This window comes from Rhizobium sp. CRRU65 (assembly GCF_048551595.1).
GTDB classification, from domain to species: Bacteria; Pseudomonadota; Alphaproteobacteria; order Rhizobiales; family Rhizobiaceae; genus Rhizobium; species Rhizobium leguminosarum_J.
The window spans coordinates 17,953-43,801 of record NZ_JBLYZH010000013.1 but is presented as its reverse complement, the minus strand read 5'-3'; the positions used below and the strand labels follow the sequence as shown (position 1 = coordinate 43,801).

23 protein-coding genes are annotated in these 25,849 nt (G+C 60.1%); 11 read left to right on the top strand and 12 right to left on the bottom strand.

Features of this window, described 5'->3' with window-relative positions; genetic code table 11:
- Nucleotides 1–15 precede the first annotated feature (15 nt).
- Together ACM5SV_RS24080 and ACM5SV_RS24075 are read right to left on the bottom strand one after the other, a co-directional pair.
- A complete protein-coding gene (locus ACM5SV_RS24080) occupies nt 16–1,596 on the bottom strand; it encodes an FGGY-family carbohydrate kinase (protein ID WP_245461242.1) in 1,581 nt (526 codons plus the stop codon).
- A gap of 57 nt (nt 1,597–1,653) precedes the next feature.
- Nucleotides 1,654–2,133 carry a hypothetical protein gene (locus ACM5SV_RS24075; protein WP_206615921.1) on the bottom strand — a complete coding sequence of 160 codons (480 nt, stop codon included), beginning with the start codon at nt 2,131–2,133 and terminating at the stop codon, nt 1,654–1,656.
- Nucleotides 2,134–2,385: 252 nt separating this feature from the next.
- Between ACM5SV_RS24075 and ACM5SV_RS24070 the strand changes: the two genes are divergently transcribed.
- The 7 genes from ACM5SV_RS24070 (at nt 2,386) to ACM5SV_RS24040 (ending at nt 11,066) form a co-directional block, all read left to right on the top strand.
- The gene (locus tag ACM5SV_RS24070; protein WP_012755628.1) at nt 2,386–3,042 is read left to right on the top strand and encodes a DUF2291 domain-containing protein; all 657 of its coding nucleotides are present in this window, start codon (nt 2,386–2,388) and stop codon (nt 3,040–3,042) included.
- Nucleotides 3,039–4,583 (top strand): sugar ABC transporter ATP-binding protein, encoded by a 1,545-nt coding sequence (locus ACM5SV_RS24065; protein ID WP_419425428.1) that lies wholly within the window; start codon nt 3,039–3,041, stop codon nt 4,581–4,583. The genes ACM5SV_RS24070 and ACM5SV_RS24065 overlap by 4 nt, the downstream gene beginning before the upstream one ends.
- 22 nt (nt 4,584–4,605) lie before the next feature.
- Nucleotides 4,606–5,658, top strand: a complete 1,053-nt coding sequence (locus tag ACM5SV_RS24060) for an ABC transporter permease (RefSeq protein WP_003562489.1) — start codon at nt 4,606–4,608, stop codon at nt 5,656–5,658.
- Between the two features lie 111 nt (nt 5,659–5,769).
- The gene (locus tag ACM5SV_RS24055) at nt 5,770–6,717 is read left to right on the top strand and encodes a D-ribose ABC transporter substrate-binding protein (RefSeq protein WP_012755626.1); all 948 of its coding nucleotides are present in this window, start codon (nt 5,770–5,772) and stop codon (nt 6,715–6,717) included.
- Nucleotides 6,718–6,867: 150 nt separating this feature from the next.
- Nucleotides 6,868–7,710, top strand: a complete 843-nt coding sequence (locus ACM5SV_RS24050; protein WP_003562490.1) for a DeoR/GlpR family DNA-binding transcription regulator — start codon at nt 6,868–6,870, stop codon at nt 7,708–7,710.
- A gap of 37 nt (nt 7,711–7,747) precedes the next feature.
- A complete protein-coding gene (locus ACM5SV_RS24045) occupies nt 7,748–9,277 on the top strand; it encodes an FGGY-family carbohydrate kinase (RefSeq protein ID WP_222051639.1) in 1,530 nt (509 codons plus the stop codon).
- Nucleotides 9,278–9,314: 37 nt separating this feature from the next.
- Nucleotides 9,315–11,066 (top strand): glycerol-3-phosphate dehydrogenase/oxidase, encoded by a 1,752-nt coding sequence (locus tag ACM5SV_RS24040; RefSeq protein WP_222051640.1) that lies wholly within the window; start codon nt 9,315–9,317, stop codon nt 11,064–11,066.
- Nucleotides 11,067–11,073: 7 nt separating this feature from the next.
- Here ACM5SV_RS24040 and fba read toward each other — a convergent pair whose 3' ends face one another.
- The 6 genes from fba to ACM5SV_RS24010 form a co-directional block, all read right to left on the bottom strand.
- On the bottom strand, nt 11,074–12,138 hold the full coding sequence (gene fba / locus ACM5SV_RS24035; protein ID WP_222051641.1) for a class II fructose-bisphosphate aldolase: 1,065 nt from the start codon (nt 12,136–12,138) through the stop codon (nt 11,074–11,076).
- A gap of 380 nt (nt 12,139–12,518) precedes the next feature.
- A complete protein-coding gene (locus tag ACM5SV_RS24030; protein ID WP_222051642.1) occupies nt 12,519–13,367 on the bottom strand; it encodes a sugar phosphate isomerase/epimerase family protein in 849 nt (282 codons plus the stop codon).
- 11 nt (nt 13,368–13,378) lie between these two features.
- The gene (locus ACM5SV_RS24025; RefSeq protein ID WP_222051643.1) at nt 13,379–14,365 is read right to left on the bottom strand and encodes an ABC transporter permease; all 987 of its coding nucleotides are present in this window, start codon (nt 14,363–14,365) and stop codon (nt 13,379–13,381) included.
- On the bottom strand, nt 14,365–15,393 hold the full coding sequence (locus tag ACM5SV_RS24020) for an ABC transporter permease (protein WP_222051644.1): 1,029 nt from the start codon (nt 15,391–15,393) through the stop codon (nt 14,365–14,367). The genes ACM5SV_RS24025 and ACM5SV_RS24020 overlap by 1 nt, the downstream gene beginning before the upstream one ends.
- Entirely contained in the window at nt 15,386–16,900 is a 1,515-nt protein-coding gene (locus ACM5SV_RS24015) for a sugar ABC transporter ATP-binding protein (protein WP_222051645.1), read from the bottom strand. The genes ACM5SV_RS24020 and ACM5SV_RS24015 overlap by 8 nt, the downstream gene beginning before the upstream one ends.
- A 127-nt stretch (nt 16,901–17,027) precedes the next feature.
- On the bottom strand, nt 17,028–18,011 hold the full coding sequence (locus ACM5SV_RS24010; RefSeq protein WP_222051646.1) for an autoinducer 2 ABC transporter substrate-binding protein: 984 nt from the start codon (nt 18,009–18,011) through the stop codon (nt 17,028–17,030).
- A gap of 246 nt (nt 18,012–18,257) precedes the next feature.
- Between ACM5SV_RS24010 and ACM5SV_RS24005 the strand changes: the two genes are divergently transcribed.
- On the top strand, nt 18,258–19,316 hold the full coding sequence (locus ACM5SV_RS24005) for a LacI family DNA-binding transcriptional regulator (RefSeq protein WP_017996211.1): 1,059 nt from the start codon (nt 18,258–18,260) through the stop codon (nt 19,314–19,316).
- Between the two features lie 309 nt (nt 19,317–19,625).
- Here ACM5SV_RS24005 and ACM5SV_RS24000 read toward each other — a convergent pair whose 3' ends face one another.
- The 3 genes from ACM5SV_RS24000 to ACM5SV_RS23990 all read right to left on the bottom strand — a co-directional run bounded on the left by ACM5SV_RS24000 (nt 19,626) and on the right by ACM5SV_RS23990 (nt 21,197).
- A complete protein-coding gene (locus ACM5SV_RS24000; RefSeq protein ID WP_221971021.1) occupies nt 19,626–19,922 on the bottom strand; it encodes a YciI family protein in 297 nt (98 codons plus the stop codon).
- A 73-nt stretch (nt 19,923–19,995) separates the two neighbouring features.
- On the bottom strand, nt 19,996–20,349 hold the full coding sequence (locus ACM5SV_RS23995; protein ID WP_221971022.1) for a hypothetical protein: 354 nt from the start codon (nt 20,347–20,349) through the stop codon (nt 19,996–19,998).
- Nucleotides 20,350–20,390: 41 nt separating this feature from the next.
- The gene (locus tag ACM5SV_RS23990) at nt 20,391–21,197 is read right to left on the bottom strand and encodes an SDR family NAD(P)-dependent oxidoreductase (RefSeq protein ID WP_221971023.1); all 807 of its coding nucleotides are present in this window, start codon (nt 21,195–21,197) and stop codon (nt 20,391–20,393) included.
- A 223-nt stretch (nt 21,198–21,420) separates the two neighbouring features.
- Between ACM5SV_RS23990 and ACM5SV_RS23985 the strand changes: the two genes are divergently transcribed.
- The gene (locus tag ACM5SV_RS23985; protein WP_221971024.1) at nt 21,421–22,473 is read left to right on the top strand and encodes an AraC family transcriptional regulator; all 1,053 of its coding nucleotides are present in this window, start codon (nt 21,421–21,423) and stop codon (nt 22,471–22,473) included.
- 249 nt (nt 22,474–22,722) lie between these two features.
- Here the strand turns inward: ACM5SV_RS23985 and ACM5SV_RS23980 are convergent, their stop codons facing one another.
- Nucleotides 22,723–23,709, bottom strand: coding sequence for a LacI family DNA-binding transcriptional regulator (locus tag ACM5SV_RS23980; protein ID WP_221971025.1), 987 nt, complete (start codon nt 23,707–23,709; stop codon nt 22,723–22,725).
- Between the two features lie 203 nt (nt 23,710–23,912).
- Here ACM5SV_RS23980 and ACM5SV_RS23975 point away from each other — a divergent pair, with 203 nt between their 5' ends.
- A complete protein-coding gene (locus ACM5SV_RS23975; protein ID WP_222051648.1) occupies nt 23,913–24,722 on the top strand; it encodes an alpha/beta hydrolase in 810 nt (269 codons plus the stop codon).
- A 148-nt stretch (nt 24,723–24,870) separates the two neighbouring features.
- A complete protein-coding gene (locus ACM5SV_RS23970; protein ID WP_221971027.1) occupies nt 24,871–25,848 on the top strand; it encodes a sugar ABC transporter substrate-binding protein in 978 nt (325 codons plus the stop codon).
- The last annotated feature ends 1 nt before the right edge of the window (nt 25,849 follow it).

Below are 25,849 nucleotides of genomic sequence, written 5' to 3'. Positions count from 1 at the left end.
TCGATGCCTGCTGCATCAGAATTGCGCGCCCACCGGCGACGTCGTTGCGGCTGCGGCAAGCTTGTCCCAGGCGGGCGCCATTGCCTGGCGCACATCGGTATAGGCAGAAAAGAGCCGGTCGAACCGGTGGGCCTCGCTGGCATCCGGTGTCTCCGGATCGCCAAGCAGCGGCGTCACCCAGTCGGCAATGCAATCGTCCATGCTGGAATAGACGCCGACAGCCACCGCGGCCATCATCGCCACGCCGGCCGCCCCCGTCTCCTCGCGGCGCGACTGGCGGATCGGTGCGTTAACGGCGGCCGAGAGTGAACGGCGAAGGGCGACGGAGCGTGTTGCCCCGCCTGTGACCCGCAGTTCTTCGGGCATCGCACCCATCGCCGCGTAGCAGTCGCGAGTGGCAAGACCCAACCCTTCGACCACGCTGCGCAGCAGGTCAGGGAAGCCGTGACGCATCGAAAGCCCAGTGAAGCCCGCGCGCGCATTGGCGTTGACGAAAGGCCCACGTTCGCCCGCCTCGGAAATGTAGGGGTGGTAAAGTACCGACCCCGGTCGGCTTTCTGCAAACCAGCCGTCAATGCGTGCAATGAGGTCTGCATGCAAAGCAGGCTTGCCTGCCTCGGCCATCAGATAGGCGGCGACATTAAGGATCCAGTCGATGTTGATCGTGGCGCCCATATTGGTCTGGACCTGAGTGACGATGCCGGGGATAGGCAGGGCGATCACATAGCCGGTGCCCTCGCGATTGAGCTGAACGTCGGCAACGGACTTGGCGCGCAAATGCACGCCGGTGGAGCCGATCGTCGAGCAGGCAGCGTTGCGAGCGCCGCTGCGCACACCTGCACCAAGCGCCGTCATCACCATGTCGACATAGCCGAGGCAGACCGGCGTTCCGGCAAGAAGCCCGCAGGCCTTCGCCGCCTCCGATGTCAGCGGGTGACTGATCTCGCTGCCGTCGATGATTTCGGGCAGGAGCCCGCGCCTGTGGTCAAGGCCGAGCGCGTCGATGACGACGGCATCATACTGGCGCGTCCTGAAATTGCCAAAGGTGAAACTTGCCTCCGATGGATCGGTTGCCCGCACGCCTGTTAGGTTGAGATAGAGCCAGTCCTTGCAGTGCAGTGCCGTCTCCGCCCGATCGAGAAGATCCGGCGTGAAGCGGTCCATATGGGCGAGTTGCGCACCCTGCTGGCAAGTGTTGAGGCCGGTGCCGGTCGCCTCGAAGCGGGCACGATTCTGCGTTCCGCCGGCGAGTGCCGTAACCGTCGTTGCGGCGCGCGCGTCGAGCCATAGCCAGGCATCGGCAACCGGCCTATTGGCGCGGCCGACGAGCCAGGTGCCGTCGCCCTGTCCGGTGACGGCGATGGCTGCGGTGCGTGACGCAAGATCGGGGACTTTTTCGCCGAGACCAAGCAACGCGCTGGCGCAATCGAGCCAGGTCTGATCCAGCGACTGCGTTGCCGACCCATCGTCTCCGGTGGCGTATCGGTTGCGAACGGAGGCCGTGGCGATCTGGCGGCCGGACAGATCGAAGGCGACGGCCTTGATGACCGAGGTGCCGGCATCTATGCCAATGATGATCTTCTGGGTCGATGTCATCGCAGGCCTATCTCGCCACCACCGCAAGCGCCGCGGCGGGCAATACGCGCATCAAATTCATCTGAAGTCCTCCCGATCCCTAAACTCTCTGGGATGATGCATCCGGCTGCCAACGTCGGCTCGTCCATGGGCAACGGCAAGCGCGCCGCTTTTGACAAATCCCAGACGGCGCGCAGCTGAAACCTCCCTGAGCTCGCTCGAAAAGATAACATAAAGATACCACAATGCCAGTAAGATTTTTCTAGCGATGTAATTTTTTTCATCTAAAATAGAAGAGCAAGGAGTTTGCTTGCGCGCCGTCGCGCCAGCGGGGGGCGGCATCAAAAGCGGCAGTGCACGCAATGTTTCATCTGTCGTATATTGCATTAAAAACATATGGATGGCGCCACTTTGCGGCTGAGTGACAAATGTCAAAATGTCTGCATTTTCCGTCGCTTTTTGCTGCGCTGCAGCGTGATGACCAAGATGTGAGGTCGTGCATTCCAGTCGAGTTGCCGCGAAAGTGCCGTTGACAGCTGATAAAATATATAACATCATTTACGGCATAACTAACATACTTCTATCACGGAATGCGCTTCCTGATGGAGAATTTGCAGGCCCAGGCGGTTGGAGGAGACAGCCGCCGGTCTTGTTGAGGAGGCTTCCAGTGCGAATATTCGTCCAGAGTTGCGCTCTTGCGGGTGGCCCGCCGGTTTCTGATCCGGTGCGGCGCAATGCTCCAGGCCGCCTGCGATCATCATCTCGCTAGCCCTCTCCATCTTGCCATTCCAAGCCAAAGGCCGTCCGGACATGAGTACCTCACCCGATCATGCAGCATCAAAGCCGAGCAGCGGCAATCGCGGGCTCCTTGTCAGCGCGGCGTTGGCGGTCATCGTCGTTGCAGCGATCGCCTTCGACACGACGGTGGTCAAGATCGGCTCCGAAAACGATGTGCGCCAGCAGGCATTCTCTCCGGAAACCTTCGGCGCCGAGCAATTCCCGAAGATCAAAGCAAATGTCGAGGAGCGGGCGATTGCAGCCGCCGATCTCGCGGCCGCCATTGCCGCCGACAAGAAGGCGGCGGCCGAGAAATACGGCACTGCGACGAGCACCGGACCGGTCATTCCCGTCACGCTGACCGGCGTTTTCGGCGCCCGCAAGTCGAACACCAACGAAATGAAGATCGATGGGTTGCCTCCCGAGACGGTGGTCCGTGTCCAGACCGGCCCTGCGGTCAACGGCACGGACCTCCGCGATGCAACCGGCACCATCGAATTCGGCCAGTTTACCAACCAGATCCAGTATCAGGATGCCGGCTCGGCCATCAATAACGAGATGAAGAAGGCGGTTTTTGCGGGCCTGGATGCTGACGCCCTGGACGGAAAGCAGGCGACCGTGGTCGGCGTCTTCAAGCTCATCAACCCGAAGAACTGGCTGGTCACGCCGGTGAAGGTTGAGCTCAAATGAGCCAGCCGCAACGCAACAACGGGCCGAAAGGCGAGGTCGTCCTCGCCGCCCGCAATATCGCAAAATCCTACGGCAGCGTTCACGCCCTCAAGGGAGTGAACTTCGACATCCATCGCGGCCAGGTCACAACGCTGTTCGGAGAGAACGGCGCCGGCAAGTCGACCTTGATGAAGATCCTTTCGGGTGTGGCGCAGCCAAGCTCCGGCGAGATCATTCTCGACGGCTCACCGATCAGCTTTAGCTCATCGACCCATGCGCGCGAGTGCGGGATCTCGATCATTCACCAGGAGCTCAGCCTGGCCCCCAATCTGAGTGTCCGCGACAATATTTTCATGGGCCGGGAGATCATCAAGGGCGGTGTCGTCGACTTCGCTGAAGAGGAGCGTCAGACCCGGGCGCTGATGGAAGAGCTCGAGGAAGACATCGATCCGCTGACGCGCGTCGAGGATCTTCGCCTCGGCCAGCAGCAGATCGTCGAGATTGCACGGGCACTCTCCGTCAATTCGCGCATCCTGATCATGGACGAGCCGACCTCGGCGCTGAGCGCGACGGAGGTGGAAGTGCTCTTCAAGGTCATCCACGACCTGACGAGCCGCGGCGTGTCGATCGTCTACATATCGCATCATCTGGAAGAGGCGCTGCAGATCACCAATCACGCCGTCGTTCTGCGCGACGGAAACATGACGGCCTATGCCGAGCGCAAGGATATCGATCTCGAATGGATCGTCCGCAACATGGTCGGCGAGAATTTCGACCTTGGCAGCCCACCGGAGGATCACCCGTTCGGAAACGTCTCGCTTTCCATCGAAAACCTCAGTGTCCCCGGTCCCTCCGGCGCTGCTTATAATGCAGTCGATCGTCTGTCTCTCAAGGTGCGTGCCGGCGAAATCGTCTGCATCTACGGGCTGATGGGGGCGGGGCGCACGGAACTGCTCGAGTGCATTGCCGGACGTCTGCGCGCAAGTGGCGGACAGGTTCTGCTCGAAGGACAGGACGTCAGTGCGCTCAGCATCGCCAGGCGCATTGCCAGCGGTCTCGTGCTCGTGCCCGAAGATCGCCAGCGCGACGGCCTCGTCCAGACGATGACGGTCGGCTCCAATCTGTCGCTTGCGAGTATCCGCGCCTTCACCAAAGGGCTTTTCACCTCCGGCCATCGGGAGCGCGATCTCGTCAATGACGCGATCCGGCGGGTGCATGTGAAAACCGATGGCGGTGCGGCTTCGATCGGCTCGCTCTCCGGCGGCAACCAGCAGAAGGTCGTCATCGGCAAGATGCTGGCAACCCAGCCGAAGGTCATCCTGCTTGATGAGCCAAGCCGCGGCATCGACATCGGCGCCAAGGCGGAAGTTTTCAGATTGCTCGCGGAGCGCGCCAAGCAGGGATTGGCGGTCATCTATTCGACGTCCGAAGTCAATGAATGCCTGAGTATCGCACACCGCATCATCGTCATGCACCGCGGCAGGATATCGGCCGAGTTCGGCTCGGATGTCACCAAGGAAAAGATCATGGCCGCCTCCGGCGAAGCCGTGATCGCGCACTAGCCTGGATTATGGAGCACTGATTATGTCAGTCACGAACGTCACCGAAAAGAAATCAGTTTCCAGCGGGCCGAAGCGCAACACCAATATCGTGCGTCTCATCCTGGAGGGCCGGGCCTTCTTCGCGCTGATCGTCATCATCGCGGTCTTCTCGTTCCTGTCGCCCTATTACTTCACGCTGAACAACTTCCTGATCATGGCGTCGCACGTCGCGATCTTCGGCATTCTGGCGATCGGCATGCTGCTCGTTATCCTCAATGGCGGCATCGATCTGTCGGTCGGCTCGACACTGGGGCTTGCGGGTTGCATTGCCGGTTTCCTGATGCACGGCGTCACGCTCACCTATTTCGGCGTCATCCTCTACCCGCCGGTCTGGGCCGTCGTCGTCATCACATGTGCGCTCGGCGCGCTGGTCGGTGCGGTCAACGGCGTGCTGATCGCCTATCTCAAGGTGCCGGCCTTCGTCGCCTCGCTCGGCGTGCTCTACGTCGCCCGCGGTATCGCGCTCTTGATGACAAACGGCCTGACCTACAACAATCTCGGTGGCCGTCCGGAACTCGGCAATACCGGCTTCGACTGGCTCGGCTTCAACCGCCTCGCAGGCATTCCGATCGGCGTCATCGTGCTTGCGGTTCTCGCCATCATTTGCGGCATCGTGCTGAGCCGCACCGCCTTCGGCCGCTGGCTCTACGCCTCAGGTGGGAACGAGCGTGCTGCCGATCTCTCCGGCGTTCCGGTGAAGCGCGTGAAGATCATCGTCTATGTGCTTTCGGGCGTCTGTGCCGCAATCGCCGGCCTGGTCCTCTCCTCGCAGCTGACCTCCGCCGGCCCGACGGCAGGCACAACCTACGAGCTGACGGCGATAGCAGCCGTGGTCATCGGCGGCGCGGCGCTGACCGGCGGCCGCGGTACGGTTCGCGGCACGATGCTCGGCGCCTTCGTCATCGGTTTCCTTTCGGACGGCCTCGTGATCATCGGTGTCTCGGCCTACTGGCAGACAGTATTTACCGGCGCTGTGATCGTTCTCGCCGTCCTCATGAACAGCATCCAATACGGCCGCCGGGTCAAATCGTCCTGACGGCTGAGACCGAAACTTATCCACGACGGCAGCCTGGAGTCCAGAAAGCCGATTGGGGAAAGCAACGCCGGATCACCGGCAATAACTGAGCTCACGAATGGGAGAGAGACTATGTTTAAGAAAGGCATGCGCATACTTCTGGCCGCCGCGGCCGTAGCACCGCTTCTGGCAAGCTCGGCTTGGGCAGCGGGCATGATGACGATCATCGTCAACGATCCGTCGAATCCCTATTGGCTGACGGAAGGCAATGTCGCCAAGGCAACCGCCGAGAAGCTCGGCTATACGGCCTCGGTCAACGCCCACAAGGGTGACACCAATACCGAAAGCAACCTGATCGATACGGCGATCACCAACAAGTCGGTGGCGATTATCCTCGACCCGGCAAACGCCGACGGTTCCGTCGGTGCGGTCAAGAAGGCCGTTGCTGCCGGCATCCCGGTCATCCTCGTCAACGCCGAAATCAACCAGGAAGGCCTGGCCAAGGCGCAGCTTGTTTCCAACAACGCACAGGGCGCCGCCCTCGGCGCACAGCAATGGGTCGAAGCAATCGGCGACAAGGGCAACTATGCCGAACTGTTCGGCGCTCCGTCCGACAACAACGCGGCAACGCGGTCGAATGGCTATGAGACTGTCCTTTCGCAGTATCCGGATCTGAAGAAGGTCGCCAAGGAAGTTGCCAACTGGGACCGCACCCAGGGCCACAACAAGATGCAGTCCATGCTGCAGGCCAACCCGGATATCGTCGGCGTCATCTCGGGCAATGACGAAATGGCGCTTGGTGCGATCGCCGCACTCAAGGAAGCCGGCAAGCTCGCCAATGTGAAGGTCGGCGGCTTCGACGGTTCACCGGATGCCGTTGCTGCCATCAAGGCGGGCGAACTCCAATACACCGTCCTCCAACCGGTTGCCGTCTTTTCCGAAGAAGCGGTCAAGCAGGCCGATAACCTGATCAAGACGGGTAACACGGGTGCCAAGAGCGAGAAGCAGCTCTTCGATTGCCTGTTGATCACCAAGGACAACATCGACAAATACACTGGCCCGTTCGTCCTGTCGCAGTAAAACGGTAAAGGGCGCTCGCAAGAGCGCCCTCATTTTCATGCTCGAAGCTATGGCCGGCGGTCCAACCGCCAGTTGTGTTTCGCCTTTTTGCCTTGGCGCGGCAATCGCTGTACGAAGCTGGGATCCATTATTCAGCGACAGGGGTGACCCGTGACACAGAAGACCAGCCGGGACGACGATCTGTTGGACCAGCTCACCAGCGACAGCCGGCAGACGCGCCAGATTGCGCGCCGCCGCATGATTGCAGAAGCCGTGATGGGTGAAGGCTCGATGCGGATTGAAGACCTGACCGACCGCTTTGGGATCAGCCTGATGACGGCTCACCGCGATGTCGATGAACTCGTCAGCCGCGGCCTCTTCAGGAAGACACGCGGCATCGTCACTGCGGCGGCGACCAATCTCATCGAATCCAGCGACGTCTACCGCTCCAACCGCCAGTCGGCGGAAAAGAAGCTGATCGCCGAGGCGGCAATGCAATTCGTCGAACCGGGACAGGCGATCTTTTTCGATGACTCGACCACGGTACTTCAGATGGCGGCGCATTTGCCTTCGAAGGTACCGGTCACCGCAATTACCAATTCCCTGACCCTGATGAATGCGCTGACGGGCCTGCACGACGTGACGCTGCTCGCCCTCGGCGGCCAATATTACAATTGGTGCAATGCCTTCATGGGTCGCATGACCATCAACGAGATCAAGGCTCTCAGGGCAGATGTCGCATTCATCTCGATGTCGGCGATCAGCGATGGCACGGTGCTGCACCAGTCTCCCGAGACAGTCGATACCAAGCGCGCCATGTTCGACTGCTCCGTAAAGCGCATCCTGCTTGCCGATCATACCAAGTTCGAACGGCGTGCGCTCCACAGTTTCGCAGCACTGGATGAGTTCGACGTCGTTATCGTCGACGACAAGACCCAGCCGGTGCACATCGACCGCATGCGGTCCAGAGATATCAACGTGGTCATCGCCAAGGGCGCCGGAGGGCGCTCCTGACGGCGCCGGCCCGTTGCTCCTCGTGAGGTAAATTTAAATGCCGACACTGCTCGGGATCGATAGTGGTTTGACAGTCACCAAGGCGGTCATCTTCGATATCGACGGCACGCCGCTTGCAGCCGCCCGGCGCCGCGTCACGCAGTTCATTCCGAAGGCCCGCCATATCGAGCGTGACATGGATGAATTGTGGAACGCGACGGCCGATGCCATCCGCGAAGCGATTTCGCTCAGCGGGCGACCGGCAAGCGACATAGAGGGCATTGCCGCTACCGCACATGGAGACGGCATCTACCTGCTCGATCACGCCCAAAAGCCGCTCGGCCGGGCCATTCTTTCGCTGGACAGCCGGGCAGGGGCGATCGTCGACCGGTGGATGGAGAGCGATGTCGCCGACCTGGCGATCGAGCTGACCGGGCAGATCCCGCATGTCTCCGCTCCATCGGCCTTGCTTGCCTGGATCCGCGACATGGAGCCTGAGCGCTACAAGCGCATTGGCCATTTCTGCAGCTGCAAGGACTGGCTGCGGTTCTGCCTGACCGGGATCATCGGTACGGACCGCACCGAAGCCAGCACCTCCTTCACCAATGTCAAAACGCAGAACTACAGTGAGGACGCCCTGCGGCTGTTTGGATTGCAGGATCTCGTCCACGCCCTGCCACCAGCCTCGCGCTCCGACCAGATGGTCGGACGCGTGACCCGTGAAGCCGCGCAGCTGACGGGCCTTGCCGAAGGGACGCCTGTCGTTGCCGGTCTGCACGATGTCACCGCCTCGGCGCTCGGGGCAGGGGGCTATGCCAAGGGCGTTGTCGCGGTCATTGCCGGGACCTATTCGATCAACGAGACGCTTTCGTCGGAACCGCGTGTCGATCGGCGCTGGTTCTGCCGCAACGGGATTGCGCCCGGGATCTGGAACAGCATGTCGATCTCCCCGGCATCGACAGCCAATTACGACTGGTTTCTGGATACGCTCTGCGCTGCCGAGCGAACGAATGGCGAGGTCCAAGGCAACTCGATCCACGCCCTGCTGGCGCCCGAGATCGACGCCGCCTTCGAGCGCCCCTCGACGGCGCTCTTCCATCCCTATCTGTTCGGCTCGCCTTATGGCGCAGCCGCCAGCGCCGGTTTCTTCGGGCTCGGTGGATGGCACGACCGCGGCGACATGCTGCGCGCCGTGCTTGAAGGCATCGCTTTCAATCATCGCATCCATGTCGATGCGCTTCGCGACGGCTTTGCCTTCGATCAGGTGCGGCTCGCCGGGGGCGTCTCGCGCAATCCTGCCGTCGTGCAGATGTTTGCCGATGTGCTTGGCATGCCAGTGACGGTAACCGAGACGGATGAGGCGGCCGCCTGGGGTGCTGCGCTTTGTGCCGGCTCGGGCGTGGGTATCTTTGCCGATCCGCAGAGCGATCCGCGCGACACCGCCTCCATCGCGAAGACTTGCCGGCCGGATGCAGTGCGCAGCGCGGATTATGAAAAGCGTTATCAGGTGTTCCGCGACATTGCCGACGCGATGGTCCCCCTTTGGCCTAGGATTGCCGCGCTTGCGCCGGAGCAATCGGCAAACTGAAAAGATAGATGCCTGCTGCGGCGGGCGATTTAGGACGATGAGCATGACCTCCGATTTGCAGCAGCGCTTCTCGAATCTCGGCGAGAACGATATCGACGTTTTGATCATCGGGGCGGGCATCAACGGTGCCGGCCTGTTCCGCGACCTCTCACTACAGGGTGTCAATTGCCTGATCGTCGACAAGGCCGACTTTGGCTCCGGCACGAGCGCCGCACCATCGCGGCTTATTCACGGCGGCCTGAAATATCTGGAAACGGGTGAGTTCGGACTGGTTGCGCAGTCGACGCTTGAGCGCAACCTCCTGCTCAAGAACGCGACGCATTGCGTCGAGCCGCTGCCGACCTTCATTCCGGTCTTTTCCTGGACCCGCGGCATCTGGGCAGCGATCCGGACGCTCTTTGGGTCGAAGACGGCGCCACGCAGCCGTGGTGCGGTTCTCATCAAGATCGGGCTTCGGCTCTACGACTTCTTCGGTTCGCGCGATCAGGTCATGCCGCGCCACCGGCTGATCCTGAAGAAACAGGCGCGCAGAGAAATGCCGCATATTACCCCCGCCATCGTCGCCGGCGGCATCTATTACGACGCCAAGATCAGCAGGCCGGAGCGGCTCGTCTATGAGCTCGTGCGTGATGGTCTCGACGCGAACGCGAGAAGCCTCACGGCAAATTTCGCGACACTGGCTGCCGTTTCAGAAGGGCGTTTGACCTTCCGTCAGCCCGATGGCCGCGAGTTCAGCGTCGCTCCCAAGCTGGTCGTCAATGCGGCAGGTCCCTGGATCGATCAGGTCAACACTTTGCTCGGCGCTCCATCGCGGCTGATCGGCGGCACCAAGGGTTCCCATATCCTGCTTAACCATCCCGAATTGGTGCGAAGCCTCAACGGCCATATGATCTATTTCGAGGCCGACGACGGCCGCATTTGCCTGGTCTACGACTATCTCGGGCTGGCACTGGTCGGGTCGACCGACATTCCGGCCGGTGATCCGGACAATGTCTCCTGCGAGGAGCCGGAAACGGAGTATTTCCTCGAAAGCATCCGCTCGCTGCTGCCGACGCTTCGCTTCGATCGCGATCAGATCGTTTACAGCTATAGCGGCATCCGCCCGCTGCCGGCATCGGATGCGACAGCACCGGGGCTGATCAGCCGCGATCACTCCGCGCCGGTAAAGGAGCCAGAAAGCGGCAGACCGTTTCCGATCGTTTCACTGGTCGGCGGCAAGTGGACGACGTTCCGCGGATTTGCGGAAGAGGTCGCCGACACCGTTCTCTCCCGGCTACAGCGCCGCCGCAGCCATTCGACACGCTATCTGGCGATCGGCGGCGGTAAGGCCTTTCCGGCGGATGCTGAGCAGCGTCACGCCTGGATCAGCGATGCCGCGGCGCGCGGCGCTGTTGTTGCCGAGCGAGCCGACGAACTGCTCGGCCGCTACGGCACGACGGCAACGGCCCTGCTTTCTTCCCCTTCAAGCTATTCCGACGAACAGCGCCTGACGGGTGCGCCGCATTACAGCCTCCGCGAGATCGACTGGATCGCCCGGAATGAACTCGTTATCCACCTGTCGGACATCGTGATGCGCCGCACGACGCTTGCGATCCAGGGTCGGTTGACGCTGGAAGGCTTGCGGGAAATCGCCGGCGTTGCCGAGGCAGCGCTGGGCTGGGACGGCGAACGCACGGCAAGCGAAATCCAGGAGGTTGTCAGCCAGCTGAGCCGTTTCCACGGCCAAACGCTGACGGGCAAGCCTGCGGCCGCCGAGCCGGAAAAGGCACCCCGCCCGGCCTCAGGCTAACCCAGTTTCAAGAGAAAGCCGGATCGAGGGAACCGGATTTATAACGCTTCGCCATTTCCGAAACGGGAAGCGGCGTGATGCGGCCCGCCATGCCGGCAGTGCCGAACTGTTCGAACCGCTCCTTGCAGAGCTTGGTCAGCGCCGTCATTGCCGGCTTCAGATATTTGCGCGGGTCGAACTCGCTTGGGTCTTCCTGCAGCACGCGGCGGATCTGACCGGTCATCGCCATTCTGCCATCGGTGTCGATATTGACCTTGCGCACGCCATTCTTGATGCCGCGCTGGATTTCCTCGACCGGCACTCCCCATGTCGGCTTCATCTGGCCGCCATACTTGTTGATCATCTCCTGCAGCTCGATCGGGACCGAGGACGAGCCATGCATGACAAGATGCGTGTTCGGGAGCTTACGGTGAATTTCTTCGATGACGTTCATCGCCAGCACCGAACCGTCCGGCTTGCGGGTGAACTTGTAGGCGCCATGCGATGTGCCCATCGCGATGGCAAGCGCATCAACCTTGGTTTCACGCACGAACTTCACGGCTTCGTCTGGATCGGTCAGCAGCTGGTCGTGCGAAAGCTTGCCCTCGGCGCCGTGGCCGTCCTCGGCCTCGCCCATGCCGGTCTCGAGAGAACCGAGAACGCCGAGTTCGCCTTCCACCGAGATGCCGCCGAAATGCGCCATATCGGTCACCATCTTGGTGACGCCGACATTATAGGCCCAGTCGGCGGGCGTCTTGGCGTCGGCCTTCAGCGAACCATCCATCATCACCGAGGTGAAGCCCGCCTGGATCGCCGTCATGCAGTTGGAGGGATCATTGCCGTGATCGAGATGCACGCAGACCGGAATATGCGGATAGATTTCAACGACGGCATCCATCATATGCTTCAGCATGATGTCATGGGCGTAGGCGCGGGCTCCGCGCGACGCCTGCATGATAACCGGCGCATGACACGCGTCGGCGGCTTCCATGATGGCGAGCGCCTGCTCCATGTTGTTGATGTTGAAAGCGGGAACGCCGTAGCCTTCCTCCGCAGCATGGTCGAGCAGTTGCCTCAGCGTAATGCGTGCCATCCAAGATTCCCCCATATCGATGGTCGATCGAAACGCCGCCATCTCTTTGAAACTAGAGCCCGGGCGTGAGCCGTTCAAGCCTCTTATTTTAATAGGCAAAATGGCATAGGAGAAAGAATGTAACAAGCAATAATAACAATATCACAAACAGTATGATATTTCTTGACAGTCATTTCGCCTGCCCGAGGCCAAGTGATATTCAGGGGATGTGCTGAAGAGGCGGGCCGCCGACACGGTCCTCTGCCAGCGATGGCGAGATCTCTTCAGTCAAACGCCCCATGTGGACGCTACGGTTGCGGCTTGTGACCAATCGCAGACGGCCAGCATCAGCCTCGATCTAAAGCTGATGCAACCGAATGGGCGACATCCGGCAACTGGGGTCAGATAAGACCATATTGTTCCGCCTTGTTGCGCAGGAATGGCAGGCCTTTGTCCATGACCTCTTCCATATCGCGTGCGACGGGGCGCCAGACGGCCAGGCCATAGGCGACCTCGGGCGGCATATTGATGAAGCTCTCCATCGCAAGTCCGCCCTTGAAGCCGATCGCAGCGAGCGCGGCGTAGATCGCATCCCAAGGAATATTGCCGTAGCCCGGCGTGCCTCGGTCGCTTTCGGAAAGATGGATATACTTGAGGTGGTCGCGGGCGATCAGGATGCCGTTTGCCGCACCCTTCTCCTCGATATTCATGTGGTAGGTGTCGAGGTGAACGAAGACGTTGTCCGCGCCGACACGCTCCACCATATCGACGGCCTGCTGCGCCGAGTTGATCAGGTGGTTCTCATAGCGGTTCACGGCCTCGACGCCGAGCTGGACGCCGTACTTGCTCGCGTGTTTTGCTGCTGCGTCGAGCACCTTGGCGATGTTGTCGTATTCGCCTTGCGTCGGTGGCAGGCCGGTGCGCTCGCCGATGCCGCCGAAGATGACTCCCGAGAGCGCCTCGGCGTTCATTTCCGCAGTCTTTTCGATAGCAACCTTCAGGTGCTCGATCGCCGCATCCGGGCGGACGGAGGCCCAGGCGTGCTCCGGCAGGCCGAGCGAGCAGACGGCGCGCAGCTCGTTCTTTTCAAGCAGGTCGCGGGTGTGTTTGGCATCGACGGCCGGCGCGTTGAGCAGCGCGATCTCGATGAAGTCCATCTTGTAGTGCACGGCTCCGGCGATTGCCTTTTCGGCGCCTGCGCGATCCCAGTTCATGGTCCACATGCTGGTGTGAACGCCGAAACCTTCCATGGTCGTATCTCCTATTTGACGATTTTGATGAACTTGGCCGAGAGCCAGCGCAGCACCATCACGACGATGAGCAGGATGCCCCAGACGGCAGTGGTGAGGTGCTGGTTGGCGCCGAGCAGGTTGAGCCCCGAAGAGAGGAGCTGCAGCACGATGAGCGCCACGAAGACGGGCAGGACGCGGCCGAAGCCGCCGAAGGGATTGATGCCGCCGAGAAAGCAGGCGAGCACGGTGATCAGCAGATAGGATTCGCCGTGGCCGACACGCACCGAATTGAACCGCGCAAGCATAATAATGCCGGCAACCGCAGCCATAACCCCGGAAAGCATATAGACCAGCACCAGGACCTTGCGGGTGTTGATGCCAGAATAGCGGGCAGACTCGATATTGGAGCCGATCATATAGGTGGAAAAGCCGAGCTTGGAGCGCGAGAGCAGGATGTGGCTGGCGATCACGCAGGCGATCAGGATCAACAACGGGACCGGGATGCCGAGGACGCTGCCGTGGCCGATCGGAGCGACGAAGGTGGGAAAGCCCGAGATATCGCCGCCGCGCGTCAGAAACTCGCCGAGGCCGCGCAGGAAGATCATCATCGACAGCGAAACGAGGATCGGATGGGCGCGGGTAAAAGCGATGACGAGGCCCATGACCAGGCCGCTTGCCGCGCCGACGGCAAGCGCCAGAGCCGAACCGAGCAAAAAGGCGCCCGGGCCGGCATCGATGCCGCCATTGGCCTGCAGCGTCCAGGCGAGCGTCAGGCCGGCGATGTTGGCGGTGAAGGTGATTGCAAGGTTGAGGCCGCCGGTGAGGATCGGCATCAGCATGGCAAGCGTCAGGACGCCAAGCTCGGGAAGCTGAAAAGCGACCGATCCGAAGGTCGCGCCTGTCAGGAAATGCGGCGAGGCGAAACCGAAGACGATAAGCACCGCCGCCAGCGCGGCGAGGGGACCTGCCATGTCGGCCCCGAAGATGGCGTTGAAGCGGGCGGCGAGCGCGTCCATCAGCTCTCTCCCCTGTCTGCGGGCCTGTCACCGGTCGATTTGCGGGTCGCAAACACCGGCACCAGATTGCCGATGCGGGCACTCGACAAGGTGATCGCAACGAGGATGATCGCGCCGACGATCATCTTGAAGGCGAAGGGCGAGACACCCATCAGGTTGAGGCCGTTCTGGGTGATCGAGACGAGAAGCACGCCCAGCACGCAACCGAGCACGGAGCCTTTGCCGCCGCCCAGCCGCGCGCCACCGAGCACCACCGCAGCCAGGACATCGAGCTCGCGGCCATACAGTGCGTTCGGCACCACCTCCTGCGCATAATGCGCCTGCATGAGCCCGGCGATGCCTGCCATCAATCCAAGCCAGCCGAAGGCGATGAACTGCATGGCGCCGATATTGATGCCGAAGCGGCGCGCGCCTTCCGGATTGTCGCCGAAGGCATAGAGCTGCCGTCCGGTCGTCGTGCGGGTAATGAAGAACCAGGTGGCGAGCGTGCAGACGGCCATGACGACAACCGGCAAGGTGATCTCAGCCCAGCTCCCATCGGCCATTTCGCGCTCGTAGATAATGACGCGGCTCGTCAGCCAGTCGGGCAGATTGTAGATCGACACGCCCTTGGTGAAGAACATCAGCAGGCCGAAATAGACGTTGAAGGTGGCAATCGTCGCGACGATCGAGATGATCCGGAAGCGATGAATCAGGAAGGCGTTGATCATGCCGAGCACGATGCCGATGCCGGCCGCAATCAGGAAGCCGGATAGCCATCCGCCGCCGCCGATCCTCTCGAGCGCAAGTGCGGTGACATATTGTACGATCGAGGCGGCGACGGCGAAGGAGATGTCAATCCCACCTGATATCAGCACCACGAGCAGGCCGACGGCAAAGATGATGTTGACCGCGCTGATATTAAGCAGGTCGAACCCATTCCCGAGCGTGAAGAAGCGGTCGGTCGTAAAAGCCAGGACAACACTCATCGCGATGATGACGCCAAACAGCACGAATTCAGTCGTATAGGCCAGAAACAGCTTACGCATAGACCGCCGCCTCCAGGTCCTTCAGTGTGGTCGTGCGGGGATCGTGCCAGCCGGCGATCCGGCCCTTTTCCATATGGACGATCCGATCGGCGTTGAAATAGACCTCCGGCACCTCGTCCGAGATGAGGATGATCGCAAGCCCCGCCTCGGCCAGACGCGCAACGATTTCGAAGATGCCGGCGCGCGCGCCGACATCGACGCCGACGGTGGGCGCATCGAGGATCAACACTTTTGGATCGGTGGCGAGCCATTTGGCGATCGCGACACGCTGCTGGTTGCCGCCCGAAAGCGTCGAGATCGCATCGTCCTGCTTGCCGATCCTGATGCCGAGATCGGCGATCCAGCGCGCGACGAGCGCGCGCTTCTTTTCCGGCGAAATGAGCCGGCCGCCCAGGATACGGTTGAGCGAGGCCATGACCAGATTGTCGGCGATGGATTGCGGCTGGTTGAGACCAAGCGAAAGGCGGTCTTCGGAGAGATACGCGACACCTGATGTGATCGCCCCGCGGTTGGAGGCAAAGCGCATCGGCTTTCCCTCCAGCACGATCGTTCCGGCGGCGGGACGGCGCATGCCGAAGAGCGTCAGCGCAAGTTCGGTGCGCCCTGCGCCGAGCAGGCCGGTGATCCCGAGCGTTTCGCCACGGCGCAGATCGAAGGAAATGTCCTCGAACTCGCCAGCCCGGGAAAGCTTGCTGACGGAGAGCAGGACCGGGTTCTGCGATCGGTCGCGGGCGCGAACGTTCTGGTCGAAGGTGCGCCCGGTCATCAGCTCGGTGACCTTAGACTGGGTCATGCCCTCCACCGGATAGACCCCGACCAGCGCGCCATCGCGCAGCACCGTAATGCGCGAGGAGATTTCCAGCACTTCCGCAAGACGATGGCTGACGAAGACCACGGCAACGCCCGAAGCCGACAGCGTGCGCACGATCGCCAGCAGATGATCGGTCTCGGACTGAGTGAGCGAGGCGGTCGGCTCGTCCATGAAGACGATGCGGGCCTCTCCGACCAGCGCGCGGGCGATTGCGACGATCTGGCGCTGGGCGATGGCGAAGTCCTTGAGGGGTCTGTCGACGTCGAGGGTGATGCCGAGCCGGGCGAGCGCGTCCTCGGCTATCCTGCGGATCGCGGCATAACTGACGAAGCGCGGGCGCGAACCGGAAAGGGTCTGGAAGGCGATATTCTCAGCCACGCTCATCTCCGGAAAGAGCGCGAGGTCCTGCCAGATGATCTGGATGCCGCGGGACTGGGCCATGCCTGGCGTCATGTGGGATATCGTCTCGCCGTCGAAGACGATCTCGGCGCCGTCAGCAGGCCGATAGACGCCGGAGATCACCTTGATCAGCGTGCTCTTGCCGGAGCCATTTTCACCCGCGAGGCAATGCACTTCGCCGGGCAAGACTTCGAAGGAGACGTTTTTCAGCGCTTTCACACCGCCGAATGTCATGTTGATGCCGCGAAGCGAAAGAAGCGGCTGGGCCTTCACACCATCATCCGTTGCCGTGCTCATGCCGGTTGCCTGTCCAGTCGAATGCCATGAAAGATCAATGGTCCGGCCATGGCCGAATACCGCTCTCTTTTCCCGAACGCCGGGCCGGTCGACATGGACCGGCCCGACATCCGGGGAGGGGGCCTCTTCAGAGGCCCATAGCGGCCAGGTCGTCGACCGTATCCTTGTTGATCGGCAGCAGCTGATCGACGATGATGTCGTTACCAACAGGCTTGATCACGCCGAGACCCGGAATGTCATCACCTTCCTTGACGCTCTCGCCCTTGATCAGGCGATCGGCGAGCGTGACGAAGACTTCGCCGGCCTGTTTCGGATTCCACATGAAGCCGCCCGATATCGCACCTGATTTGATCAGCTTCAGGCCTTGGCCTGGCGAGAACGGGCCGAGCACGAAGATCTTGCCCGTCTTGCGGCGTTCCTCGATAGCGCGCCCGGCGCCGATCGGACCCTGGCTGCCGAAGGCGAGGAAGCCGGTCAGATCCGGATGCGCAGCGATGAGATCGAGCGCCGTCGAGCGGCTCTTGTCGACGTCTTCCGCCACGCCGTAGCGCTCGCCGACGAGTTTCATGTCTGGGTAGTTTGCCTTGATATAGGCGATTGCAGCGTCCGCCCAGGCATTGTGGAGCGGCACGGTCAGCGAACCGACGAAGACGGCATATTCGCCTTTGCCGCCCATTTTCTCAGCGAGCAGCTTGCCATGCGCTTCACCAAAACCGGTGGCCGATGCGAGTTCGAAATTCCAGTCGGCGCCCTTCTGCGAGGGCGATTCATGCGTAATGACCTTGATGCCGGCGGCTTGCGCCTTGGTGAGTACGGGCTCGAGCACCTTGGCATCGTTCGGGACCACGCCGATAACCTTGACGCCCTGGGCGATCAGGTCTTCGATGGCGCGCACCTGCAGCGCCGGGTCGGCGCTGGTCGGGCCAATCATGAAGGCATCGACGCCCAGTTTCTTACCCTGTTCCTTGATGCCGGCTTCCATCGCGTTGAACCAGGGAATGCCGCCGATCTTGACGACAATGCCGACTTTCGGCGCGTCCTGCGCAAACGCGACCACCGCCCCGGCAAGCGACAGCGATGCGGCAAATGCCGCTACGATAAGGCTCCTCATCCTCACTCCTCCTCAAAGGTCGCTCATACGAACGACGACCACCGGCCGGTTCGCGGCAGGTTTTTCCTGGTTGCTTCTTGGCGAGGGAATACCCTTGCCTCCCATCCCGCCTCCTCCGGCGAACCATCTTTTGCACAATCGATCTTTCTTTTTTGCACAATCGATGGTGCAATGACTATCGATCAAGGTAGAGCTTTCGTCAAGAGGGGTTTGTTTCTAAGGGAAGCGACAAAGGAAAGGCGAGATATGACCGACATCGGCAAGAAAAAGGCGACGATCTACGATCTCTCGATGCTATCGGGTGCGTCGCCTTCGACCGTGAGCGCCGTGCTGAACGGGAGCTGGCGGAAGAGGCGTATCAAGGAGGCGACGGCGCAGCTCATTCAGAACCTGGCGAACGAGCACGGCTATACGGCAAACCTGCAGGCCCGTGGCCTGCGTTCGTCCCGCTCCGGTCTCGTCGGTCTTCTGCTGCCGGTGCACGACAACCGCTATTTCTCCTCCATGGCGCAGTCTTTCGAGGCGCAGGTCAGAAGCCGTGGCCAGTGCCCCCTCGTCGTCAGTGCCTGTCGCGATCCGGAGGAGGAACGCAAGGTCGTCGAGACGCTGATCTCCTATTCGATCGATGAGCTTTTCATCGCCGGCGCAACCGATCCGGATGGCGTGCACAAGGTTTGCGAAAAGGCCGGGCTGAAGCACGTCAACATCGATCTGCCGGGCACGCTGGCGCCGTCGATCATCAGCGACAATCATGAAGGTGCGCGCATGCTGACACAGGCGATCATCGAGCGCTCGCAAGAGGATGGCCCGCTTTCACCCGACGATCTGTACCTGTTCGGCGGCCGCAACGACCATGCCAGCCATGAGCGAATTCGCGGTTTCCGGGACGTAAAGCGCGCATTGCTGGGCGCGGATCCCGACGTCTGCATCCAGCCGACCGGCTATTCACCCGCCATGACGGCCCGCGCCTTCGAAGCCTTCTACGAAGGCCACGGAAAGCTGCCGCGCGCATTCTTCGTCAATTCCTCGATCAATCTCGAAGGGCTGATGCGCTTCCTCGCGCTGCACCCGCACGAGACCTTCGCCGATATCGTCGTCGGCTGCTATGACTACGATCCCTTCGGCTCCTTCCTGCCTTTCCCCGTCTTCATGATCCGGCAGGACAGCGAGGCAATGATCACCAAGGGGTTTGCGATCCTCGATGCGGGCCGCGGCCCGCCAATCACGCATCTGGTGCGGCCGACGCTCGTCCCACCCCGCACGGCGCTGACCGGCCCGCTCGATGCGCTGAAAGATATCGAGTAATGCGCCCTGCCGCGTTTCGCTACGATCAAGGATGGGGGAGGACTGCTGGGCGTGCAGCTTGCACCACATAGGCGCGCCTGATGACCCTAGTGCCGCCGAGGATCCGATCATAGCACGCGCCACCTCGAGAAATTGATCGCCGACCAGAGGAGCCTGATGAAGATAGACGCGCTCGCTCAAAGCGAAGCGGATAGCCAACGGCTTTGCTCTTGGCAGGCTGTGTTGTAGGAACGGGCCATGAAATCACTGATCGATTTCGATTGCCGAGGCTGCGGAGCCTGCTGCTCCTATTCGCCGACCTTACCGATGTCAGTCGCGCGTCTTCAGGTGCAGCATCGGGTGATGCTCGTAGTGGCCGGCGCCATTCGTCACGATGGGATCACGCGCGGTAATCGTCGCGATGTCCTGATCATCGGCGATCCGGTAAAGCGAGACGCCATAGCCACCTGCCGGATCCATGACGGGGCCATGCGCAACGATCACTCCCTTTACGAGCAAGTCGTCGAGGAAGGCACCGTGCTGCGCCATCCATGTCTTTTCGTCGGCGCTCATCGTCGCCAGGAAATCGTCGCGTGGCGGGATGTATTTGCAAAGGTAACATTTCATTGACTTGCTCCATGATCCGCGCGCTTTTGGCATCGGGCGGATTTTGCTTGGAGTTAATCGGTGCCCATCGGCTTCAGGCTTTGTGGGTATTCCTGATGAAGGCTGCGAAGGTCGCGAGCTGATGGCCTCGAGACGCCAGAGCATCAATGAATGCCGGATCCCACAGACCCAGAACGCCGCGGAAGCGGTGTGCCAGGACAATCGGCTTGCCCTTTCCGACGGAACGGTATGCGAGCTTGCGGCCACCCAACTCTACCAACTGAGTGGGCACCTCCGATGTGGGCTGCGATTTCGCCCGTGCGGCGCCGGGCAAGCCAGGTCCAGACAAGGAGAGGGCGGTGAGGGCAGCAGCGCCTGCACGAAAGGCGTCGCGGCGTGAACTGCCTCTGGGCTGCCCAGAGCTGTCCTGTAAGACATCGTTTTTCATTTTGGAGATCCTATGTTGATGCAGCAGGCGGCGCGATGCCCTTAGGCTGCCTTGGAGACGCTCTTCAGGATCGAGCCTTCGAACATCTTCGGCGCGTAGCTCTGCAGGAAGAGGAACATCCCGGTCATCTTTCCAACGGGGTTGCTGAACTTCGGATCCTTCGCCGCGATCAGATCCACGATCGTCTTGACGACGACATCCGGCTTTTCGGCATCATCAATGCCTTTCTGCGTCGCGGCATTGGCTTGCTTGCGATAGCTATTGTAGTCGGAGATCGTCCCGGCAATCGCCTTGATAGCATTGCTGCCAAGATTGGTCTTGAACCAGACCGGCTCGACCATGCTGACCTTGATGTTGAACGGGTTCAGCTCGAAACGCAGCGACTTGAAATAGCCTTCGACGGCGTGCTTCGAGGCCGTGTAGAATGAAAGATTGGGCGGACCGATCAGGGCAACGATCGAGCTGACGGTGATGATCTTGCCGAAGCGCTGCTTGCGAAAATGCGGCAGGATCGCATTCGTGACCTTCACGGTTCCCCAGAAATTGGTCTCGAATTGCTTCCGGGCCAAGTCGAGCGGTGTTTCTTCGGCAAGACCTGTCAACATGTAGCCGGCATTGTTGACGAGGACATCCAGCTGCTTGACATGTTGAAACAGTTCAACCGGAAATGCCTGGATGGACGCGTCGTCATCGATGTCGAGGCGCAGAAGCTTGAAGGGAAACTTGCCCGCGTATTTCTCGGGCTCGCGGCTTGTGCCGATCACGTTGAAACCCTGGCTATGAAGCTTTTTGGCGAGCATCACACCGAAACCCGATGATGCGCCGGTGATGAGAACTGTTTTCGTCATGTCTTTACTCCGTCGTGTGACTGCGGATGAGATGTTGTGTGAGACGGAATATGCCTCGCAGCAGACGTCTTTTCACTAGCGAAACACGCCAAAGGAAATACGAAAGACGCCAATCCGCGGGCGCGCGTCCTATTTTCAATTGCATCTCTAGGAACTAAGCCAGCAATGTAGATTGGCGTCATCTGCGATTGTGCTGGCATGATCTGCTCGATAAAATTGGAACATGACCAAGACGCACGCACCCGCCGTTGGCCGATCTACTTCAACTCTGGACTATGCGGTCTGGCCAGGCTGGCGACTGCTGATGCAGGATGCGGGCTTAGCGGCTCCTCCAATCTTGCGCCGCGCGGAACTGCCAGGGGATCTGTTCGCTCGCGACCAGGTTCGTCTAACGTCGCTAGAGTTTTTTCATCTATGGGAGGCGATCGAGTCGGAGGCACGATCGCTGGACGCCGCGTTGCCGGCGCCGCTGCGAATTGCGCAGGTCATGACCAGCGATTGGTTTGATCCCGAGCTGTTTGCCGCCTTGTGCAGCGCCAACTTGGGCAATGCCATAGAGCGCATTGGAAAATATGTCCGGCTGATCGCTCCGATGGTGATCACGCTCGACAGAACTCCGGTTCAGACAACCCTTACCATCGACTTTCTGGATCAGACAAAGCCGCCGCCGAATGTCTTTTCAGCCTTCAAGCTGGTTTTCTTTGTCCAGCTTGCGCGTCTTGCAACTCGCACGGCCATGAAACCGCTGAAAGTTGGCTGGCCACTCACGGATGATGTGCCGGAAACAGACGCCGGCTTGTACCGGGAGTTCTTCGGTGTGCCCGTCGAGAACATGGTGCTTGGCACCCTGGTGTTTGACACGGCGGATGTCGAACGCCCATTTCTGACCGAGAACCACAAGATCTGGCTGTTTTTCGAACCTTCGCTGCGCCAGCGCTTGGCGGATTTGAATCGGACGGCAAGCATGGTCGAGCGGGTTAGAAGCGCCCTGCTCGAAGCTCTGCCAGCGGGCGACGTTTCCATGCAGTCTGTCAGCAAGCGATTGGGGGTTGGAACCCGTACGCTTCAGCGCCGATTGCACGAGGAGGGTACTTCCTTTCAGCAGACGCTGGACAACGTGCGGTCCTCGTTGGCCGAGCATTATTTGCGCAAGACCATGATGTCGAGCGCCGAAATAGCCTTGCTGCTCGGTTTTGAGGATGGGAATTCCTTCGTGAGAGCATTCCGGGGGTGGACCGGAACAACACCGTTGGCTGTTCGGCGCGGGACTGCGTGAGCATTTGATACCCATCGACTATTCTAAGTCGGTCATCACGTTTGCACCTGGTATTCGATATCGCGGTCCTTCGAGAGCGTTTTTTGGCGCACGGCTTAACGCTGGAGCCCCTCTGGTAGGGACGACCCTCTCTTAGCGGCCTAATTGACGCTGGTATCGATCCAGACGCATGCCTGTTCCAGTCCCAGCCAATGAAGCACGACGAAGCTTCCTTCAATATGACGCTGCTTTCCGCTTCCTTCGCGGCAGTCAATCCAGTGACGAATTTGACGTTTTCCGAACTATCAGCTGGGGCGGCAATTCGATAGTTTGAAAAGGCGCATGAACGTCGGAACAACGTCGCTGTACGAGCTCCCTTGCTATCTTTCCCATATCGGCCCGTGAGTAAGAGATTGTCGTCAGTGAGATATAGTCGTAGGCCGCTAATGTGATGTCATCGAAACCGACAAGATCGAAATGCTTTCCAGCGATCAGTCCAAATTCTCTGGCAGCGCCCAGCACCCCGAGAGCGGTTAGATCATTTGCGGCGAATATGGCGCTTGGTGGCCGCGGTCCCGAGAAAAGCGCGCGTGCGCAACGATAGCCGCCTTCCTGCGTATAGTCACCTTTCAATACCGTCAGATCGACAGCATCGTTGGATTCAAAGACGTTTAGAAAGGCCGTTTTTCGTGGTGCCGCCCCCGCTCCATCGCCGCCATCGATATGCGCTACATGCGTGTGTCTGGGCTTTTTGATGTGGTCTGCTGCCAATCGCCCTCCCAGGACGTCGTCGACAAGCACACAGTCAACACTGTCGATGCTGCGTCCCACAGCTACGGTAGGCAATTGCTGCGCCAGTTTCCGGATTTCGTCGTCGGGCAGCAACGAGCCCAAAAGCACCACCCCTTTCACCCTGTGCGAGAGAAACGAGTCGATCATTGCACGCTCTGTTTTGGCCGAGTTGAAGCCCGAGGCGAGGTAGGTATCCGGTATGTCCCCATCGTCTGTCATGACGAAACCATCCAAGATGTCCGCCATAATGGGGTTATGAAGATCGGAAACGAGAAGTCCGAAAGTGGAGAAATCCTTTGCCGCCAGACGACTGGCATTGAGGTTGGGTCGATAACCCATCTCACTTGCAACCTTGAAAATATGCTCTGTCGTTTTGGCGGAAATCTTCGGCGAGCGCCGAAGGGCTAGGCTGACCGCCCCCCTGGACACACCTGCTCGAGCGGCAATGTCATCCATCGTAGCCATTTAGCTTTTCCGGTCCCGAATCAGGATTTTATCAAGCGACGAATGTCTCATGAATTTCTGTAGCAATCGGCTCTTGACAAAGCAAGGTAAAGCGCTTCAATTAACCCCAGGTAAAGCGCTTTAACTGGCGCTCGGAGGATGAACGAGGAGGAGGTTTCGCATCGCCTGCAGCAGCTGTTGCAAGCATTGCAGACCTGCGCGATATGAATCAGCATCTAAATTTACAGAACCCATTGGACTACGTTGCCCGGCAAAAGCAGTCGGTCACTATTTCTGGTGCCGCCCCCTATTTTATTGAAGGATCGTCGGGTACCGCGTTTCTATTGCTTCACGGATGGTCCGCCAGTGCGGAGAGCGTCAGGTTCCTGGCATCGGGACTTGCTGGAGCAGGGCATGCTGTGCTCGCCCCGACTTTGCCAGGACATGGCTCGTCAAACTTAGAGATGTTGACCGTCGGGCCAGTGGAGTGGAACGAGGCAGCGCGCGATGCTGCCAAAACACTACGACACAATTTTCAGTCCGTTGTCGTGATCGGTGTCTCGATGGGCGGAGCGCTGGCTATCCAACTTGCCGCGACTTCACCGCCGCTTATCGACGGACTGGTCACTATCAACGCGCCCATTTTCATGGGCAATTCGTCATTCGCAAGCGAGATAGTCGCCAGTTCGGCAGATCCCTATCTGGAAGGCTGGAACGTTCCGAGCTTCTTCGGTGAGCCGGTCGAAGAGATAAGCTATCCTAAAAGACACAAGAAGAGCGGCGCGGACTTGTATTCAATGTGCGGTCTGGCGCGCGAATTGCTCCCGCTCGTCACCTCTCCAATGCTGGTCGTGCAATCCATTTTGGATCCCGTTGTGCCCAAGGCTAGCGCTGACGAAATCTTGGCTCGCAGTGGAGCCCCGAGCAAGGACGTTCTTTGGCTCGAGCAGTCTTACCATGTGTCGCAACTTGACTTGGATCGAGACCGAATAATCGCGGCCGCACTTACCTTTCTGGCGGCCCACGATCTTTAGCGTGTCCAACGGCGAACAAGGGGAACGGTTGAGACAGAGCAGTACCCCGTAGCTGAAGGTTTGATCCAAACCCGCAGACAATGCCAGCAGGATGCATCGGCCATATCCTGTTGTGAAACCTGGCCGTTTACTCTGGAGGAGGAAAGAAATGATGACTTATTCAAAGCTGGTCGGCGGGATCCTTGCCGTCGCTATTGCAGTGTCAGGCTCGGCAACAACTGCTGCGGCCGCAAATATCGCCGTCATCGCCGGGAAGCCAGATGATACATTCTGGCAGCCGGTCAAGAAAGGCGTCGATGATGCGCGAAAGGTGGTCGAGCTCACAAAGGGGAGTGTGAGTTTTCTCCAACTCGCGAATTATGACAATCTCGGTCCGGACGCCGCGAACATGGTCAGAACCGCGGTCAGCCAGGGTGTCGACGGGATCGTCGTGGCCAATTGGGTGCCTGACGCGATGGATGCTGCGATCAAGGATGCAGTAGCGAAGGGCGTGAAAGTCATCCTGTACAATGCCGGCAATATCGATAAGGCACGAGAACTCGGCGCAATGAACTATGTCGGAAGCGACGAATATGTCGCCGGGGAAGCAGCAGGAAAATACTTCTTCGACAAGGGCTTTAAGAACGTGCTCTGTGTAAACCACGTGCCTGGATCGTTCCCTCTGGAGCAGCGTTGCAAGGGCGTCGCGGACGCGATTACCCCAAAGGGTGGAAAAAGCAAGCAACTGCCTCTGCCGTCAACCCAAGCCGACAACGCTGCGGCTGTAGCACAGTCAATCAAAGCGACACTTCTAACAGACCCGTCAATTGACGCCATTCTCACGCTTAATCCCGCGGTCGCCGACTGGGCTGCAAGTGGCATTATGCAGGCAGGCATGAACGGGAAAGTTGCGCTGGGATCGTTTGATATGAACGAAGCAGGCTTGAGCCGCATCAAGGCTGGCACCCAGACCTTCGCCATTGATCAGCAGCCCTATCTTCAAAGCTATCTCGCCGTTAGTTTGATGAACAGCTACCTGGAGTACGGTCTGGAACTTCCCACGTCTCCCATTCTTACAGGTCCGGGCTTTGTAGACAGCGCCAACATCGACGCGACACTCGGCGGCGTTCAAAAAGGAGCACGCTGAC

Bases quoted from the DNA above. Each gene is read 5' to 3' on its own strand.
- ACM5SV_RS23990 (WP_221971023.1), bottom strand. From the start codon at position 21,197: ATGACGAAAACAGTTCTCATCACCGGCGCATCATCGGGTTTCGGTGTG.
- ACM5SV_RS24075 (WP_206615921.1), bottom strand. From the start codon at position 2,133: ATGATGTTATATATTTTATCAGCTGTCAACGGCACTTTCGCGGCAACT.
- ACM5SV_RS24065 (WP_419425428.1), top strand. From the start codon at position 3,039: ATGAGCCAGCCGCAACGCAACAACGGGCCGAAAGGCGAGGTCGTCCTC.
- ACM5SV_RS24015 (WP_222051645.1), bottom strand. From the start codon at position 16,900: ATGAGCACGGCAACGGATGATGGTGTGAAGGCCCAGCCGCTTCTTTCG.
- ACM5SV_RS24070 (WP_012755628.1), top strand. From the start codon at position 2,386: ATGAGTACCTCACCCGATCATGCAGCATCAAAGCCGAGCAGCGGCAAT.
- ACM5SV_RS23975 (WP_222051648.1), top strand. From the start codon at position 23,913: ATGAATCAGCATCTAAATTTACAGAACCCATTGGACTACGTTGCCCGG.
- ACM5SV_RS23970 (WP_221971027.1), top strand. From the start codon at position 24,871: ATGATGACTTATTCAAAGCTGGTCGGCGGGATCCTTGCCGTCGCTATT.
- ACM5SV_RS24005 (WP_017996211.1), top strand. From the start codon at position 18,258: ATGACCGACATCGGCAAGAAAAAGGCGACGATCTACGATCTCTCGATG.
- ACM5SV_RS24060 (WP_003562489.1), top strand. From the start codon at position 4,606: ATGTCAGTCACGAACGTCACCGAAAAGAAATCAGTTTCCAGCGGGCCG.
- fba (WP_222051641.1), bottom strand. From the start codon at position 12,138: ATGGCACGCATTACGCTGAGGCAACTGCTCGACCATGCTGCGGAGGAA.
- ACM5SV_RS24025 (WP_222051643.1), bottom strand. From the start codon at position 14,365: ATGGACGCGCTCGCCGCCCGCTTCAACGCCATCTTCGGGGCCGACATG.
- ACM5SV_RS23995 (WP_221971022.1), bottom strand. From the start codon at position 20,349: ATGAAAAACGATGTCTTACAGGACAGCTCTGGGCAGCCCAGAGGCAGT.
- ACM5SV_RS24030 (WP_222051642.1), bottom strand. From the start codon at position 13,367: ATGGAAGGTTTCGGCGTTCACACCAGCATGTGGACCATGAACTGGGAT.
- ACM5SV_RS24000 (WP_221971021.1), bottom strand. From the start codon at position 19,922: ATGAAATGTTACCTTTGCAAATACATCCCGCCACGCGACGATTTCCTG.
- ACM5SV_RS24040 (WP_222051640.1), top strand. From the start codon at position 9,315: ATGAGCATGACCTCCGATTTGCAGCAGCGCTTCTCGAATCTCGGCGAG.
- ACM5SV_RS23980 (WP_221971025.1), bottom strand. From the start codon at position 23,709: ATGGCTACGATGGATGACATTGCCGCTCGAGCAGGTGTGTCCAGGGGG.
- ACM5SV_RS24045 (WP_222051639.1), top strand. From the start codon at position 7,748: ATGCCGACACTGCTCGGGATCGATAGTGGTTTGACAGTCACCAAGGCG.
- ACM5SV_RS24020 (WP_222051644.1), bottom strand. From the start codon at position 15,393: ATGCGTAAGCTGTTTCTGGCCTATACGACTGAATTCGTGCTGTTTGGC.
- ACM5SV_RS24055 (WP_012755626.1), top strand. From the start codon at position 5,770: ATGTTTAAGAAAGGCATGCGCATACTTCTGGCCGCCGCGGCCGTAGCA.
- ACM5SV_RS23985 (WP_221971024.1), top strand. From the start codon at position 21,421: ATGACCAAGACGCACGCACCCGCCGTTGGCCGATCTACTTCAACTCTG.
- ACM5SV_RS24010 (WP_222051646.1), bottom strand. From the start codon at position 18,011: ATGAGGAGCCTTATCGTAGCGGCATTTGCCGCATCGCTGTCGCTTGCC.
- ACM5SV_RS24080 (WP_245461242.1), bottom strand. From the start codon at position 1,596: ATGACATCGACCCAGAAGATCATCATTGGCATAGATGCCGGCACCTCG.